Below are 16,006 nucleotides of genomic sequence, written 5' to 3'. Positions count from 1 at the left end.
CCTCCTTAAAATTGCAGAACGTCTGATGGTGTGATAAACAATTCCACACTTTCTCCGACAGATCTAATAGCAGACTGACTATCGATACTTGTTACATTAATAATTTGATTTTCAGATACCTGAACAGTATAGCGAATTGTAATTCCTGAAAATTCCACATCAATAATTGAACCTTTTAAAACAAAATCCTGATCTGTTTCACGTTTGAAGCGAACTTTTTCTAAACGAATGTAACCTTTTTTATCTTCCAAAAGAACATGAGCATTATTTAGAAGAATTCCGTGAACAGTTTCATCTGTAAGTACGTTAATGTCTCCAATGAAATCACATACAAATTCTGTTTGAGAATTATGATAAATTTCTACTGGTGTTCCCACTTGTTCAATAAAACCATTATTAAAGACAGCAATCCTATCAGATAGCGTTAACGCTTCCTCTTGGTCATGTGTAACATATAGAGTTGTAATTCCCAATTCTTTTTGAAGACGTTTCAACTCTTTTCTTAAATCTACACGTAATTTTGCATCTAGGTTTGACAAGGGTTCATCCAGACAGAGAATTTTAGGCTCAAGCACAAGAGCACGAGCTAGAGCTACACGCTGTTGTTGTCCTCCAGATAATTCTGAAACGTTACGTTGCAACTGTTGATCTGAAATCTTAATTTTAGCGGCCACTGCAGAAACCTTGGCTTTAATAACATCTGGAGCAACTTTTTTAACCTTTAGACCGAATGCAATATTATCAAAAACTGTCATTGTTGGAAATAGTGCGTAAGATTGGAATACAATCCCGATTCCACGTTTTTCTGGCTCCATATGAGTAACATCTTTCCCATTAACCTCAATACTTCCAGATGAAGGGTCTAAAAAACCTACCAAAGCTCTTAAAGTTGTTGATTTACCGCAACCAGATGGTCCAAGGAAGGTAAAGAATTCTCCTTCCTTAATATCTAAATTTAGATTATCAATCGCGATAAAATCACCGTATTTAATTTGAATGTTATCAAATTTAATCATATTACTAACTTCCTTTACTTATAAATGAAAAGTCTCTCTTAATTTCTCATGTAGGTTTAGAAACTTTAGAGAGACTTGGAATTTTAAAATTTACACTTATGGCCTATTTTACATATTCTAGTTCAGCTTTTTCAACCCATTCATCCAAATGTTTTCCAACAGCTTCCCAATCAATACTTTGCGGTTTCACTTGATCAACAAATTTCTTAGTAGCTTCTGGTAACTCTTTCACTGCCTCAGTATTTGCAGGAATAGAACCAAAGTTTTTGCTGTACTCTACTTGAATTTCTGTTTGACCAAACCAATCAATAAATTCTTTAGCTAAAGCTTGTTTCTTACTAGTATTCAAAATCATTGTTTGTTCAGTTACAAACGGAACACCAATTTCAGGAGACATTACTTTAAATACAACATTTTGTTCTTTTTGTCCAACTAATGCACCAGAACCCCACATCATACCGTACTGGATTGGGTCATCCTTATCTAACATTTTAACAATTGAACTTTCACCCTTTTGAAGAGTGTACGCATTTTCCAAATATTCTTTAGCTGCTTGCCAACCTTTTTCAGAAACGCCTAATTCTCCTTTATCATCGAGATAGCGAACAAGGATACTTGCCAAGATCGCACGCCCTGTTCCCCCTGAAAGTCCAGAAATTGAATATTTACCTTTATATTTGCTGCCTAACTCAGTCCAATCTTTAGGCATTTCAGTCACGTCAGGAGCACCGATTAAAACTAATGGCTGAACAATTACAGGATTGTAGTAGTTATCTTTATCTGATAGAGATTGGTCAATTTTATCTAACCATTTAGGTTTGTACTGTACCAATAATTTTTGATCTCTAATTTTATTTGAATCAACAGCTCCAATACCAAATACCATATCAGCTACTGCATTATTTTTTTCAGCAATAACACGATCGGCCAACTGAGCACCTGGAATGTCAACCATTTTAATATTGAAACCAGCTTCTTTAGCCTTAGCAGTTAACCAATCCCCACGTCCGTTTGAAACAGAGTTAGAATAAATTACTAATTCTTGGCTCTTGTCAGCTTTTTCTTCTGATTGAGGTGTATCGCTCGAAGAATTTGATGAATTAGTTGAACCACCTGAACATGCTGCCAATGTTGTAACCGCAACCCCTGCAGCTAAAAACGATAATAATTTAGATTTTTTCATATGAAATCTCCTTTTTATTTTTAATTATAATTTTATTTTAAAATTTTTCGCAATATGGAACAAAACGTCTCATATCTTCAAATACTGTGTAATCGATACGATTTACTGTAATGACAGGAATCTTTTCAAGCAGAACTTCGGTTAATTCCTTTTTCACTTTAGTAAACTCTTCATTTTCTTCTTCAGTTAATGGAACTCGAAGATATCCAATTGAGATATGGAATTGATAGCGATCATGATTAGGGAACCGAACACCTGCTTTTTCAGAAACATATGTTCTAATTTCTTCTAATCGTTTAGCTGATTTTTCATCGGCTGGTTCTACTAAAATGTTTTGATTTCCCATTTCAGTCACACGCATATGAATATCTTCGTTTAGCAATGGGAAAATTTCTAGTTGTTTTGCAAAGTAATCATGAATTTCTTGTAATGGCGTATCCAATGGTAGATGGCTACTCCAAAATTCAGGCTCACGATTTTCATGGCAAAGCAATTCAATTACAGTCATATGAATAGAATCTCTTGGAGTTAATGTGAATTTGTCTATAAATGGTAACTCTCTATAGCGTGATTGAATGATATCAACAACTTCCATCAAATCTGAATTAGTATAAAGATTTGCTACAACTGTATTTCCAGGAAAATGATTAAATTCTCCGTTCTCTTTGAACTTAATTTTTGTTAAGTTTTTCATAAACAGACCTTCTTTTATATTTTTTGACATCGGTGTCATTCATATTTGTATTATACAATGTAACCGTTTACTTTGTCAAGCGCTTTCATTAATTTTTTTTAATTTTTTTTAATATATATATTACAAGACTACTTGAACTTTATTATTTATTGTATCCATTAGGATTTTTTGATTGCCAATTCCATGTATCTCTACACATGTCTTCGACCGTTTTTGTAGTCTTCCAATTTAATTCCTTATACGCCTTATCTGCATTTGCATAACAAGTCGCAACGTCTCCTGATCGTCTTGGTACAATTTTATACGGAATTGGAACCTTATTAACACTTTCAAATGTATTTACAAGTTGTAATACACTTGTGCCTTCTCCTGAACCAAGGTTATAAATATAAACATCTGTTTTTTCAGATACTTTTTCTAAAGCTTTTATATGCCCTATCGCTAAATCCACTACATGGATATAATCGCGAACACCAGTACCATCTACCGTATCATAATCATCTCCAAAAACACTTAGCTCTGGTCGCTTACCTACCGCTACTTGTGCAATAAAAGGCATTAAGTTGTTAGGAATGCCTGATGGATCTTCACCAATCAACCCAGACTCATGAGCACCAATCGGATTGAAATAACGAAGCAATGCAATACTCCACTCTGAATCTGCTACATGAACATCTTTTAAAATCTGTTCAAGCATCACTTTGGTGTATCCATAAGGATTTGTTGCACTTGTCGGCATTGTCTCAACGAGGGGTGATTGATTGTGAATACCGTATACAGTTGCACTCGATGAAAATACAATCTTTTTAACATTAAACTCTGACATCACTTGAACAAGAGCTAATGTACTCATAATATTATTTTCGTAGTACATTACAGGCTTTTGCACGGATTCGCCGACAGCTTTGTATCCTGCAAAATGAATTGCAGCCTCAATAGATTCTTGTTCAAAAACTTTTCTCAATCCTTGTTTATCACAAACATCTAATTCGTAAAACGCAGGACGTTGCCCTGTAATTGCTTCAATACGATCTAATACTAAAATACTTGAGTTTGAAAGGTTGTCGACAATAACGACTTCCTTGCCTAAATTTAGTAATTCTACTACGGTATGGCTACCAATATAACCAGCTCCGCCTGTTACCAATATTGCCATTTTTACTTCCTCCTAATTAATTCCAACCGATTTAACAAATCTCATAAATGCTTCATGTCCGGTTTGAGTATTCTTATAAACACCTGCATCTTCGAGAACTCTCGCAAATACTTGCCCTACTTCATTTTGAACTACGCTATGAACCTCCTCCTCTTTAAGTCCAGGATATTTTTCTTTCAATTGAACGGCCCATTCTAAATGATAATCAGCAATTGCGTTATCTTTTCCTAAAAGATATTTCTCAACTTCTTCTAACTCTGTTTTCAAACGAGGTGGTAAAATCGCAAGTCCCATCACCTCAATTAACCCGATGTTTTCCTTTTTAATATGTTGTACATCTTGATGAGGATGGTAAACACCATCTGGGTATTGTTCAGTAGTATGATTATCTCTCAAAACAATATCCAATTCATATCTCCCATTTACTTTACGAGCAATAGGAGTCACCGTATGGTGTGGAACATCTTCAGTCTTAGCAATGATGTCTACGTCTAAATCTGAATATTCTCTCCAGATATCTAGGATTTTAGTGGCTAATTCTACCAAACGATTTTTATTTTCACCTTGTAGCCTAATCACTGACATTGGCCATTTTATAATCCCAGCTTTAATATCCTCAAAGTCTTTAAAAAGAAATTCTCTCTCAAATTTTGCTTTTTCCATTGGGAAAATATGTTTTCCTCCCTGGTAGTGATTATGACTAAGGATAGATCCTCCTGAGATAGGAAGATCAGAATTTGAACCAGCAAAATATCCTGGTAAAATATCAACAATCTCCAATAATTGTTCAAATGTTTTTGACGTAATAGCCATTGGTACATGTTGACTATTCAAGAATATCGCATGCTCATTAAAATATGAGTATGGAGAATACTGGAACCCCCATACTTCGTCTCCCAGTTCCAATCGAATAATTCTATGATTAGCACGTGCTGGATAATTTATTCTCCCCTGATAACCTTCATTTTCCATACAAAGTAAACATTTTGGATAATTAGATGACTTTACTAATTTCTCTGCCGCGATTGTTTTCGGATCTTTTTCTGGTTTTGATAAATTGATTGTAATTTCAAGTGAACCATAATTAGTTTCAGTATGAAAAGCTATATTTTTAGAGATAGCTGACAATTTAATATAGTCGCTATCTTTACTTAGCTGATAGAACTCTTCAACTGCTTCCTGTGGAGAAACATCATATGAACTCCAAAAAATATCATTAAGGCGACTTGGTAATGGAACGATGAAATTCATCAGCTCTGCACCTAAACATTCCTTCGCCTCAGCTAAATCAGCAATTTTACCATTCTTTAAAGCTATTTCTACTAAATCGTCTTTTAATTTTTTAAGATCACTATCATTTGAAATCTTATCAGTTCCTTCTTCCCCGATTAAGGCCAAAACTCTATTTTTTATATATATCTGGTCCATCGGTTTATAAATTCCATATTCAATAACTCTATTAACAAAATTATCTACTATTGTCTGCATATTTACTCCTCTTTATCTATAATACTCCTCTTTCCTGATAATCTAACCATTTATAAATAGATTGTGTTGTATGGGACATCTTATCAAGAATATTAATAACTTCTAAAAATACAATAGCTTCATCAACATTTTTGGGTTCAATAAGAAAATTCTCTACTGCTTTATCTCCTAGTTTTTGACATAAATTAGATATTAAATGATATTTTTTATTATAGTCATATACGTCAAACTCATAATTTCTCTTCTTAAACCATAATAAAGCTCTCTTTAAGTACTCGCCTAGTTCAAAATGTATTTTTAACAATTCATAAAACAACGCCCCCCATTCATGCATTGCATGAACATTTTTTAAAACTATAACTATTTCAACGATTCGGTCTCCGATACGTTCAATATCTGTTGATAGCTTTACTATAGTAATAATTTTTCTCAAATCACTAGAGACAGGATGTTGTAAACAGATTAGTTCGATTCCTTTCATATCTATTTCAACAACTGCTTCATTGATAACTAAATCATTATCTACAATACTTTGTTTTTGAACTTCGGTTAGAGTGTCAAAAATTATTTCATACTTTTTTATTATAGAGTCCCATATATTTTCTAGATTGTTCGACAATTCAATGATTTCATTGTCAAAATTGCTTCTCAACATTATCTAACCTCAATAATCAAAATACTTGCATCATCTTTTTTTCCATAAATAGGATCAATATTTCTAGATTTTTTTCTTATTTCAATCAATTCTTCAAAAGAGTAGCCTGAATTTTGAGTATAAAAGTCGTAAAAACCATCAGTCATTAAAACAATATGATTACTAGTTACTTCCAAACTACCATTTATAACATGATTTATACTACTTTTATCTAGTGAACCTATCCAATATCCTTCTGGTTTATTAGCTAGCTTCCTAATATTTTGTAATATTGTCTTTTTATCAACTTCATGATTAGATTTGATTGCAAATTTTCCCTGCTCAAAAAGACAATCTACTCTATGATCTGTAATCACTTGATTGTTGACTATCATAACACAATCGCCAATCATTATGTATTCTAATTTTAAACCAGATAATTTCGCAAAAATAAAGGCAAATGTTGGCAACTGGGAATAATCATCAAACTCACACTTATCTATCTTAATTCTTTTTCTAACGTCATCTAAAGCAAGCTCGAAAATTTTCTTCAATGATAAAGAATCGTTACAATACTGCTTGAGACACTCAGAAATAAGATGAGATACTTCTGAAACTGAATAACCTATAGAGTCTTTTGCATTAAATAAATCTGTTGCTCCATCTATAATCCAGAAATATTGGTTTTTGTAATCTACGCTATCTTCGTTCTCTTTAGCGCTACCTTGTATTGAGCAAATTCTATCTATCTTCATAACGACGTTTTAAACTCCATTGTCCAAATAGAAGGCAAATTCCAATTACAGTTATAACCATCTCAGCCATTTTATTTAATCCAGTTTTTGGTAATGCATGTTGATTATCTTTTACCTTCACTACTTCACTAATATTGGTTACATCATCTTGTTTTTGTGAAATTTCTACTGTTACTACATTATCTGAATCATGATTTGATTTTTCAATTTTATCATCTACACTATTTGCTGAGTAATTATTAGCTAAATTATTTTTGTTTTCAACTACAGGTTTTAATTCCTCCACATGATTATCTGAGTGGTTATCTGAGTGGTTATCTGAGTGGTTATCTGAGTGGTTATCTGAGTGGTTATCTGAGTGGTTATCTGAGTGGTTGTCTGAATTTTGGGAAAAGATTTTATAACTTTCATTCTCAGTTATAATATTAAAATCACCAACACTATTATTTGTGTCTGAACTAGTCCCTTTAAAATCAGTTTTAAGTAAGGAAACATGATTTCCTGTTAAATTGGAAAGTTGATTATTTAGGACAGTAATAGTTCCAGCGGATTCTTCAATTACGATTCCGTCTTTACCTCCCGAAATGATATTATCAGATACTACCAAATTGTTGCTGACTCTTAATAATTCAATATTTGGCTGTTCAGCATTTTGCGAATTATTATGAATGATATTCTTTGTTACAGTAATATCAGACACTTTTCCAAGATAATCTGCACTATCTTTTGCAACACGTATTGCTTTTGTTTTAGCATCAGCAATATTAAATACATTTTCAGTAATAGTCACATGTTTATTCAGATCTAATACGTCTTTAACATTTTTATAACTATAAGCATTAACTAAAGCAGCACCATTTTCACGATAGTGTTCACTTTCCTCTTTAGTTTTCTTATCAAACCTATTTCCTTTTATTAAAATATCAGTAAATCCTGTAAAGCGAACACCCGCATACATCATATTATCAAAATGATTATTTAGAATTTTAATATTTGAAGGATTTTCAGTTGTTGCAGTTTGATAATGTGTCCCAATTGCAGTTACTAATTCACCTGATTTTTCACTTTTACCAAAATAAGAATTTTGAATCGTTACATTTTCAGATTTTTGGCCATTATCATTTAATGCATATGGAAAGCCTTTTCTGGTTAATGGCTCTATTTGAATAGACTCCTTACTGATGATCTGACCATCCTTCATAGTCTTAGGAAGAGCTTGTCCCAAAAAACGAGAGTTATCTACTAGTACGTTTTTTGAACCTGCAATTTGAATGGCATGCCCCTGATAGCTATCTTTAAAGGTAACATTACTTATTGTTACGTTTTTTGAATTTCCTATAGCAAAGGCTCCTGAAGAATTGATCAAAGGGAGATTCTTAGCTTTTGTCCTCTCTTCATTCAAAGCTCCATTCATATCAATTGTTCCACCAGAGTAACTGATATCTTCAGTTGGTTCCCACTCAACTTGATCTCCATCGTCAGTGAATAGACCCGTCATGAATACAATAGAAGGATGATTTTTGATATTGATACCATTTAATATTGTAGCTTTTTCATGTACTTCTAGGTGAGTATGACTTCTCAAAAAGACAATTTCTTTAACTAAATAAGTACCTTCAGGAAAATATACTTTTCCTCCGCCTAATCCTTTAGCAGCTGCATCTATTGTATCTTGAATTGCTTGTCTATCATCTGATACACCATCACCCACTGCACCATAATCTTTTACACTTAAAGCCGAAACTTCAGTCCCTTTTTCTAAAGCAGTGTTACTATCTCTCACTTCATTACTATTAGAAGTATCTGCAACTTCGTTCTCAGAACTAACTGACTTTGAATAAGTAGTAATAAAATCAGTCAAACTGTCATGATTACTAGTTAAGGAACCTTCTAAAGTTTTGATAGTTGAATTAGAAAGGGCACTATTAGAAACTAGAGGAGAATCTTTCATTTCATCTTCATAAGTTCCAGTATTTACCCCATCTTCTTTATATTCTTTATTAGGTATCAAAGGAGAATCAACATTACTTTCGGTTAATTGTGAAGTAGAAGAGTCAATCCCAGTAGATTTATCATCATTATTAGTTGATGAGCTTTCTAAACTATTGGTTGTTGAAGTATAAAGCTTATTCATAGATATCTGTGAAGTACTTGTAACAGCTTCATCAGCAAAAACACTTTGTACCCCCAGAAATGAAATCGCTACCAAAACAGAGCACAATCCAACCTTAAGTTTCCGAATACTAAAAACCTCATTGTGAACAAAATGCTTCATAAAACACCTCCAAATTTTTTATTGTTTTTTTAATATTTATTACTAATTTTTTTCATCAGACAAAATGACACCGCTGTCATTATCCTTATCATATATTTTCTAAACAAAATTGTCAAGGGATAACTCAATAAAATACAACATTTTTGAAAGCGCAATCATATTTAAAACTATATATCTAATCTATACACCCAAAATATTATTTAATTTCTTTCAACATTTCTAATTGGACAGAAAAATTCCATAGTGAGAATGATAAAATATTTTTGAATTACTCTGAATACTATTTCACAAAAAAATAGACCAGTTTCCTGATCCACTTTATTCTATATTCATTCACTAAAATATATTTTTTTGGTCAAATTTTGGTCATAGTTTGGTCAAAAAAACAAAAAATACTAAATTATTTTTAAAAATTAACTTGTGATGATTGCCTTAAAATAAACACTTTGCATATTCTTTGCTTTTCTTTACATTACTTAAAATGCCCTTATTCATAATCTCTTAATTTACCTGTTTTATACTGTTCAACCATTTCCCAGAGATTATGAGTAGTTAAATCTGGTACAAAAATAAATTACTTTTTTAAATGTACTAATAAATTAGCCCTTCGTCACTTATCAATTTCCCCCAGCTCTCTCAACCGTTCCTGTCCCACCTTCAACATCTCTTCCTCCACCTTATTCCATTTTCCAAATAGGCATTCGTGTAGAACTTCTGCTGCTGAGATTTGATCTACTTCCGAATCATAAACACACGATTGATCTCTTTGATAAATTTGAATTTGATTAAAAATTTTGTCATTTTCTAACTCTCGTAAGTTATCAACTAAATGTTCTACAATTCCATCATGGTGCACTTTGGGAGTCGCTCTCGCTTGACTAGGATCTATAGCATGGAGCTCCTCATAACGTATCAAGGTACTGAGATAAGACAATTCTGGCTTGGTCGCAATCAGTGCAAGTGAAACTTTATATCCTCTAGTTTCTAATAATTGGGCCGTTTTTCGGGGAACTTCTGTTGTTCTTAAGGTACCCTCGATTAATAAATGATAACCTTTTTTACTCAACTCATCTACAAGATATTCAACCATTTGTCCCGCGAATACTTTGGTATAATCCACACTATCTTTGCCATACTTTTCCTGTAGGCCAAGGTAGTTCGGATGAAAAGAGCGATAACTATCTCCATCAATGATAATGATATTACCTTGAAATTCCCTTTGTTTAATACGATGAATCGTTGTTTTCCCAGCACCACTCTGTCCACCTAGCAAGATAGCCTTGGGCTGAGACGAAGTTGTTTTACCACGAGTTAAAGAACGGATAAGCCGTTTGGAGGCTTGTTCAAAATTATCTTGACTAAATTCTTCTAGTTTCATTAAGCCACCACCAGATGACTAGCTTGTTCTAGCATACGTTCAATACCATCCAAATAGCCATTAAATCGCTCTATATCCTCAAACGTTGAAACAAGATAAATCCTCGTATTAATCAAATCAGACAAATCATCGCTCATTAGAACCCAAGGATTCAAAGTATCATCAAATGCAATTCCTTGTTCATCTTGAAAACGATAAAGTTGCGCTAAGATATTCGCCCCCCGTTCTTTAATCACTTCAATTTTCAGAGTCAATTGATAATCTTCTACTGGTGTGAGCATTTTTTCCTCCCCTACGATATCGATATACGAAACATTAAATTTCTTGCAGATACGATCTATTAATTCTGTCGAAACTCGACTTGTTCCATTTTCATAACGACTCAGACTATTTCTAGAAATACCAACAATCTTTGCAAACTCAGGCTGGGTTAATTTATGTGTTTTACGTAACGTTTTTATATTTTCTCCAATCATGTAATTCCTCCTTTTATTTATTTCTATTATAGCATAAAAAATAAAAACGCACCAATTTTGGTGCGTTTTTATCCAGCTCTAGCTGAATGAAATAATTCATCTGTTACATTGTTGACAAACCAATCATCTAATACAATGGCTTTATCAAATAATCTATCTTATCTATTTTAAAGACAAATTTACCACAAAAACACACTAAGATACTCGTCCAAGTATGTTTATTTCATCTTGGATAACTTCATCAATAAACTTAAGCGTTCATCATTTTTGAGATCTGATAACAAGCAAATCAACCTCTCATATCCAAGTTCTTTCTTCTGTTTGATTAAAGAATTCATCATAGCCACCAAATCCTCTGGCGTAAAATTCCTTAAGTAAAGTGTAATATAACTTCCTCTATTAGAAGCTAGGCTAACATGAATTGCATTATGTTCTTTTTGCCTAATTTTCATTCCTCCTGTAGACTCCCTAATATAGAACTCATACACTGTCTTTTTTGGGTAGCAATCAAATGAGTTTTCGAATTCTCTGCGATTTTTATAGAGAATAAAGTTAATGAGTGAATAATATTTTAGAAACATAGTTGTTCCCTCCTTGAGTATTATCATAATTATAGTATGCCATAAATTTCAAAATAAAAAAAAATAATTAAGGAAAAACGATACATAAGTTGTTTCTCTTATTAAATTTTTTGTAGTTTTTCATCTTTCTCTCATCCATCAGTTTTTTTACGATTCTGATTTTTCTGTGTGTTTAGCGTTGACAGGAACGTATGTGTAAGTCACGCTAAACACACAGTACTAGGTAAAAGTGAATAACGTAAAAAAATCTTATCCTGATTTTTTTATTTTAAAATTTATGGCATACTAATAATATGTAGATAATTGATTAAGTAGAGACGTAACTAATATAGCTACGTTTTTTATGTTTGAAAGGAGGTAGCTATCGTGGAAACAGTAGGTTTAAGCTGGGTTAGGAAAGAACCAGTTTTGTATTTCATTAACTAAAAAAAAATAAATGTATAGATAATAAAAAAGATGTCAATAGCAGTTTAAAAAAAAATTTTTTGATCGTAACAAAGTAAAGAATAAAAGTAAAAAACGAAAGTAAATAACAGGAACCAATTTTTGTATTTCATTTACCAAAAAAAAATAAATGTATAGATAATAAAAGTAATGTCAACAGCAGTTTAAAAAAATTTTTTGATCATAACAAAGTAAAAAATCAAAGTATAAAAACTAAAGTAAATAACAAAAGTCTAAAAATCAAATACAAAAACTAGCTTAGCTCAGTCGCTAAATTCAGAGCATTTAAACCTGAAAAAGACTAACAAGAAAAAACAACAGATTTTTATCTGAAAGATGGAACTCTACATCTTATTTGAATTGAGTCAACTTGTCATGTTGTAAAATGACTTGGTTATCTTCTTAGCCATCAATTAAGAAGCGCCCTAAGCAAAGGGAAGATACTACATCAGTGAATATAAGCTTAAGTCACTGCACTACTTCAACTTGAATTAAAAAAACCTTAAGAATTTTCTTAAGATCTTCTTTATAAGCACATTATCTACAATAGAAAGGAAAGAACTATGGCAAAGAAGAGACGTAGTCGTGCTGAACGACGAGAAGCTAAAGAGAAAGCTAAGAAACAACAGATGGATTCTCTAACAACTTTTGAGGGTCGGAAACAATTCGTCCAATCAAAAGGACTAACTAATCTAGTCACGCGCTTTAAAAAAGGAAAGGGAATCAAGCGAAATGAATCCAAAAAAACGGGAGAGGACATTCATTTAATCCATACAGACTGAACCTTACACAATTACGCTGGATCTTGGAGTAGATTCGCTTCCTTTGTTGCCTCAATAACTACTGCCGAAGATTTAGAAACCCTTGATAAATCTAACGATATTGAGGGATGGATTGACTTAGTAAATCAATACTTAGAACATTGTAAGAAATTAGGACTTTCTGCTCCAACCCAGTCAACCTATAAAGCAGCATTAGCTAAAGTCTTAGGTGTATCTTCTACTGCTTTTATTGCAACGGATATTCGATATCGAGCCGACAAAAAGAATAATCGTTTGAAGTCTAATGATGACAGGATGTCTGAAGAAACAAATAATCGCTGGTTCTCAATCGTATCTGCCACTGGGTTACGTAAGAATGAATTAAAAGCTATTACAGGTGATTCTCTACATCAACGTGAAGATGGTCGATACTATCTTAAAATCATTGGTAAAAAGCATAAATCAAAAGGAGCACGAGACCGATGGATTCCGATTATTACGCGAGATAAAGAAGAATTAGAGAGGTTTGTTGAAGAATTTAAACTAGCTGGTAAAAAGCGTGTGTTTCAAGTTCCATCTGCTTTAAAACCTCATAAATATCGTGCAGAATACGCAAAACGTCTTTATCTTCTTGTCGCGCGAGATCCCAAAGATATCAAAGATAAAAAAGAAAAAATTTATCTACGAGGCGAATTAAAAGGTGTTGTCCTTGATCGAAAAGCTTGTTTAATTGTATCACGTGCTCTCGGACACAATCGACCAGAAGAGTTTCAAAAATCCTATGCATATAAGTTAATCGCACAAGCAAACTAAATAACTTTTCCCAAACATTATGATACATCTCTCATTAAAATTAAAAAATTCAACTAAATAAAAATCGTACTGAAATTATTGATTTTTTTCTCAACATCCTAAATTTAAATGAAGAATAAAAAAAATTTTTTATAAAAATAAATAAAGTAGATAAAAACTTACTTTTTCCTTCAAAACCTTGTTACATCAATAAAAGATCGTACTGAAAGTATTGATTTCTTTCTTAACATTCTTGTTCTAAACTAAAAAAATTAAAGTAGGTAAGAGCCTACTTTTTTTCTTCAAAACCTTGTCAAGACGCGTTTTTAAAGCACTCTTAATTGAGTGTTTTTTTATTTTTAAAAATTTTTTCACAAAAAAATTTAAAAAAACACAGTTCTTAGCAAAGTTCCTGGCATACTAATTATATATGAAAAAAAAGGGATAAATTGAATTACAAATGCGGTTAAAATAATTTAACTGTTTTTTTCAATCTCTAATACTTCCTAACATAATTTCAATCAAAAATAATAGTAGAAAGGAAACCTTAAAAACTTGATAAGACAACTTAAAGTTTCTACTGAACAGAAGCATTTAAATGAGAAAGAAATTCAATCTTGTTTTAGTTTTATGAATTCCTTCTGGGGCTTTGATCGCATGGTTTTTAACTTAGGTGAAAATCTAATTGTTGACATTGAAAAACTGATAGAATTCAGAAAAACGAATCCTCGTGAAGTTAAAAAATTTAATTACAATTCAAATCAGATAGACGATTTAATTATCCAATCAAGGGAATTCGGAAGACTTGAAATTGGAAAAATTTATAAAAAAGAAAACGGAGATACTGTTAATTATTGCTTACTACAGCTGAATCATGGGGGTCTCAATTTTGAAATTCTCTCTATTTCAGCAATACGAAAGAAACTAATAAACGTTATAACAGGAATCAAACAGCAAACTGGTATTTGGATTATCCCAACTATTATTAGGGTTCTTGAAATGGAAATCGCATTTACATTTGCTACTGATTCGATTATTCATTTTCAAACAAGAAATTTATTATTGAGGAGCTTATCTAATACATCTCAAGTAAATAAAAAAGTTTATACAAAATGTTCAACTTCTGAAGATCATCATATTCTTTCAAGTAAAAAAAATGAAAACTTGTTGCATGTTCTTTACGATAAAACAGCAAAAGCAGAACATAATAAACAGATTGAATTAAACGTATCTCGTAAATACCGCATCTATAGATACGAAATGACACTGAAAGAAAAAAAAATTAAAAGTGAATTCCAGACTACTGACTTAGATAAACTACATAATGATCAGCTCTCTTCATTTGTGTATAGTGTGATTAAGAAAGGATTATCAAACTTTAAGATAATTGTTCAAACTTCAGTAAGAGATACCCAAAATAAGTTAAAAGAATTGTATGAGGAAAAAGGTAAAGATGGATATATAAAAACACTTTTTGAAACTCAACTAAATCATGCTATGGATTATTTATATCCATTAACATTGGATGAATCTATTTTCTTGTTTATTGATGTATCTGAATTTGTAAATCCAAAAAACTCTGCAAGAACTAAAAAAAATCTTATTAAAGAGAGTAGGAGGAATGACTTAAAAAATGAAAGTAATTTTCTTTCTATTATGATTACATGGCAAGTACTATATCTCTTTCGCTTAATGCTAAATACTCTATCTCTTATTACTATCCTTGATTTTGGTTGCTACAAGGATAATCAAAATAATGAACTCCTTTCTTTTAAAATCCCTAGTTTTACAAATGAAAAAAAAGATCCATTTTTTAATGAAATTATTCAAATCAAGGATAAAGACATAGGTTCATTCCTGGATTATTTTTTTAATAAAACTTGGAAAACACATATACCATTTTAATATAAATTCTGATTTAAAAAATGGAAAAGTATTGCTACAGCAACGTTTCCCTATTTTTTAACTCTTCAACCCTTGAAGACTTAAAAAACAAAATACAAACTAAAAAAATTTAAATCTAACAGAAAGAAATAAACGGGACTTTTTATGAATTTATTTATTCCAGACGAAATGATTAGGCAATTTCAATTACTAATATCAGATACTGTTAAGAAAGAACTAGATAATTTTTTAGATATTAATGAAAATACCAATCAACTTTTAAATAAAAAGCAGACTTGTGAGTACTTGAATATAACAAACAATACTTTAGACAAGTGGATTAAGCAAGGATTGCCTTGCATTAAGGTTGGTAAAACTATTCGCTTTAGCAAATCTGAAATCAATCTCTGGTTACAAAATCAGTAGTATTTCTACCGTGGTTTGTTATAATGAAATCACGGTATTTTTCTAGCTCAATTACAAAGGAGA

Annotated in this window: 15 protein-coding genes; 4 read left to right on the top strand and 11 right to left on the bottom strand. The window is 31.8% G+C overall.

The features are described from left to right. Positions 1–5: 5 nt before the first annotated feature. From TZ94_RS01630 to TZ94_RS09995, 11 genes are all read right to left on the bottom strand, one after another. Complete coding sequence (locus TZ94_RS01630; protein WP_045613550.1) at positions 6–1,016, bottom strand: ABC transporter ATP-binding protein; 1,011 nt, start codon at positions 1,014–1,016, stop codon at positions 6–8. Positions 1,017–1,119: 103 nt separating this feature from the next. After that, positions 1,120–2,199, bottom strand: coding sequence for an extracellular solute-binding protein (locus tag TZ94_RS01625; protein WP_000748691.1), 1,080 nt, complete (start codon positions 2,197–2,199; stop codon positions 1,120–1,122). Positions 2,200–2,236: 37 nt separating this feature from the next. Then, entirely contained in the window at positions 2,237–2,893 is a 657-nt protein-coding gene (locus TZ94_RS01620; protein ID WP_000793817.1) for a DUF1868 domain-containing protein, read from the bottom strand. Between the two features lie 142 nt (positions 2,894–3,035). Continuing rightward, positions 3,036–4,049, bottom strand: coding sequence for a UDP-glucose 4-epimerase GalE (gene galE / locus TZ94_RS01615; protein ID WP_045613543.1), 1,014 nt, complete (start codon positions 4,047–4,049; stop codon positions 3,036–3,038). Positions 4,050–4,061: 12 nt separating this feature from the next. Then, entirely contained in the window at positions 4,062–5,537 is a 1,476-nt protein-coding gene (gene galT, locus TZ94_RS01610; protein WP_045613541.1) for a UDP-glucose--hexose-1-phosphate uridylyltransferase, read from the bottom strand. Between the two features lie 16 nt (positions 5,538–5,553). After that, positions 5,554–6,192 (bottom strand): phosphate signaling complex PhoU family protein, encoded by a 639-nt coding sequence (locus TZ94_RS01605; protein WP_045613540.1) that lies wholly within the window; start codon positions 6,190–6,192, stop codon positions 5,554–5,556. Then, positions 6,192–6,926, bottom strand: coding sequence for a PP2C family serine/threonine-protein phosphatase (locus TZ94_RS09410; protein WP_071788247.1), 735 nt, complete (start codon positions 6,924–6,926; stop codon positions 6,192–6,194). The genes TZ94_RS01605 and TZ94_RS09410 overlap by 1 nt, the downstream gene beginning before the upstream one ends. Then, positions 6,913–9,201 (bottom strand): glycosyl hydrolase family 28-related protein, encoded by a 2,289-nt coding sequence (locus TZ94_RS01590; RefSeq protein WP_045613539.1) that lies wholly within the window; start codon positions 9,199–9,201, stop codon positions 6,913–6,915. The genes TZ94_RS09410 and TZ94_RS01590 overlap by 14 nt, the downstream gene beginning before the upstream one ends. Positions 9,202–9,811: 610 nt before the next feature. Continuing rightward, a complete protein-coding gene (gene pezT / locus TZ94_RS01585) occupies positions 9,812–10,579 on the bottom strand; it encodes a type II toxin-antitoxin system toxin PezT (RefSeq protein WP_045613537.1) in 768 nt (255 codons plus the stop codon). Beyond that, complete coding sequence (gene pezA, locus TZ94_RS01580) at positions 10,579–11,055, bottom strand: type II toxin-antitoxin system antitoxin PezA (RefSeq protein WP_045613535.1); 477 nt, start codon at positions 11,053–11,055, stop codon at positions 10,579–10,581. Before pezA ends, pezT begins: the two co-directional genes overlap by 1 nt. A 218-nt stretch (positions 11,056–11,273) precedes the next feature. Then, positions 11,274–11,507 carry a hypothetical protein gene (locus tag TZ94_RS09995; protein WP_241767274.1) on the bottom strand — a complete coding sequence of 78 codons (234 nt, stop codon included), beginning with the start codon at positions 11,505–11,507 and terminating at the stop codon, positions 11,274–11,276. Between the two features lie 1,136 nt (positions 11,508–12,643). Here TZ94_RS09995 and TZ94_RS09915 point away from each other — a divergent pair. From TZ94_RS09915 to TZ94_RS01555, 4 genes are all read left to right on the top strand, one after another. Then, positions 12,644–12,862, top strand: coding sequence for a hypothetical protein (locus TZ94_RS09915; RefSeq protein ID WP_045613532.1), 219 nt, complete (start codon positions 12,644–12,646; stop codon positions 12,860–12,862). 294 nt (positions 12,863–13,156) lie between these two features. After that, positions 13,157–13,654, top strand: coding sequence for a hypothetical protein (locus tag TZ94_RS01565; RefSeq protein ID WP_241767273.1), 498 nt, complete (start codon positions 13,157–13,159; stop codon positions 13,652–13,654). 534 nt (positions 13,655–14,188) lie between these two features. Further along, positions 14,189–15,538 carry a hypothetical protein gene (locus tag TZ94_RS01560; RefSeq protein ID WP_241767272.1) on the top strand — a complete coding sequence of 450 codons (1,350 nt, stop codon included), beginning with the start codon at positions 14,189–14,191 and terminating at the stop codon, positions 15,536–15,538. A gap of 144 nt (positions 15,539–15,682) precedes the next feature. Further along, positions 15,683–15,943, top strand: a complete 261-nt coding sequence (locus TZ94_RS01555) for a helix-turn-helix domain-containing protein (protein ID WP_045613528.1) — start codon at positions 15,683–15,685, stop codon at positions 15,941–15,943. Positions 15,944–16,006: the final 63 nt, after the last annotated feature.

The sequence above is a fragment of the Streptococcus infantis genome, assembly GCF_000960085.1.
GTDB classification, from domain to species: Bacteria; Bacillota; Bacilli; order Lactobacillales; family Streptococcaceae; genus Streptococcus; species Streptococcus infantis_C.
Note: the sequence above shows the minus strand (reverse complement) of the source record. Positions and strands in the feature narration are given on the sequence as shown.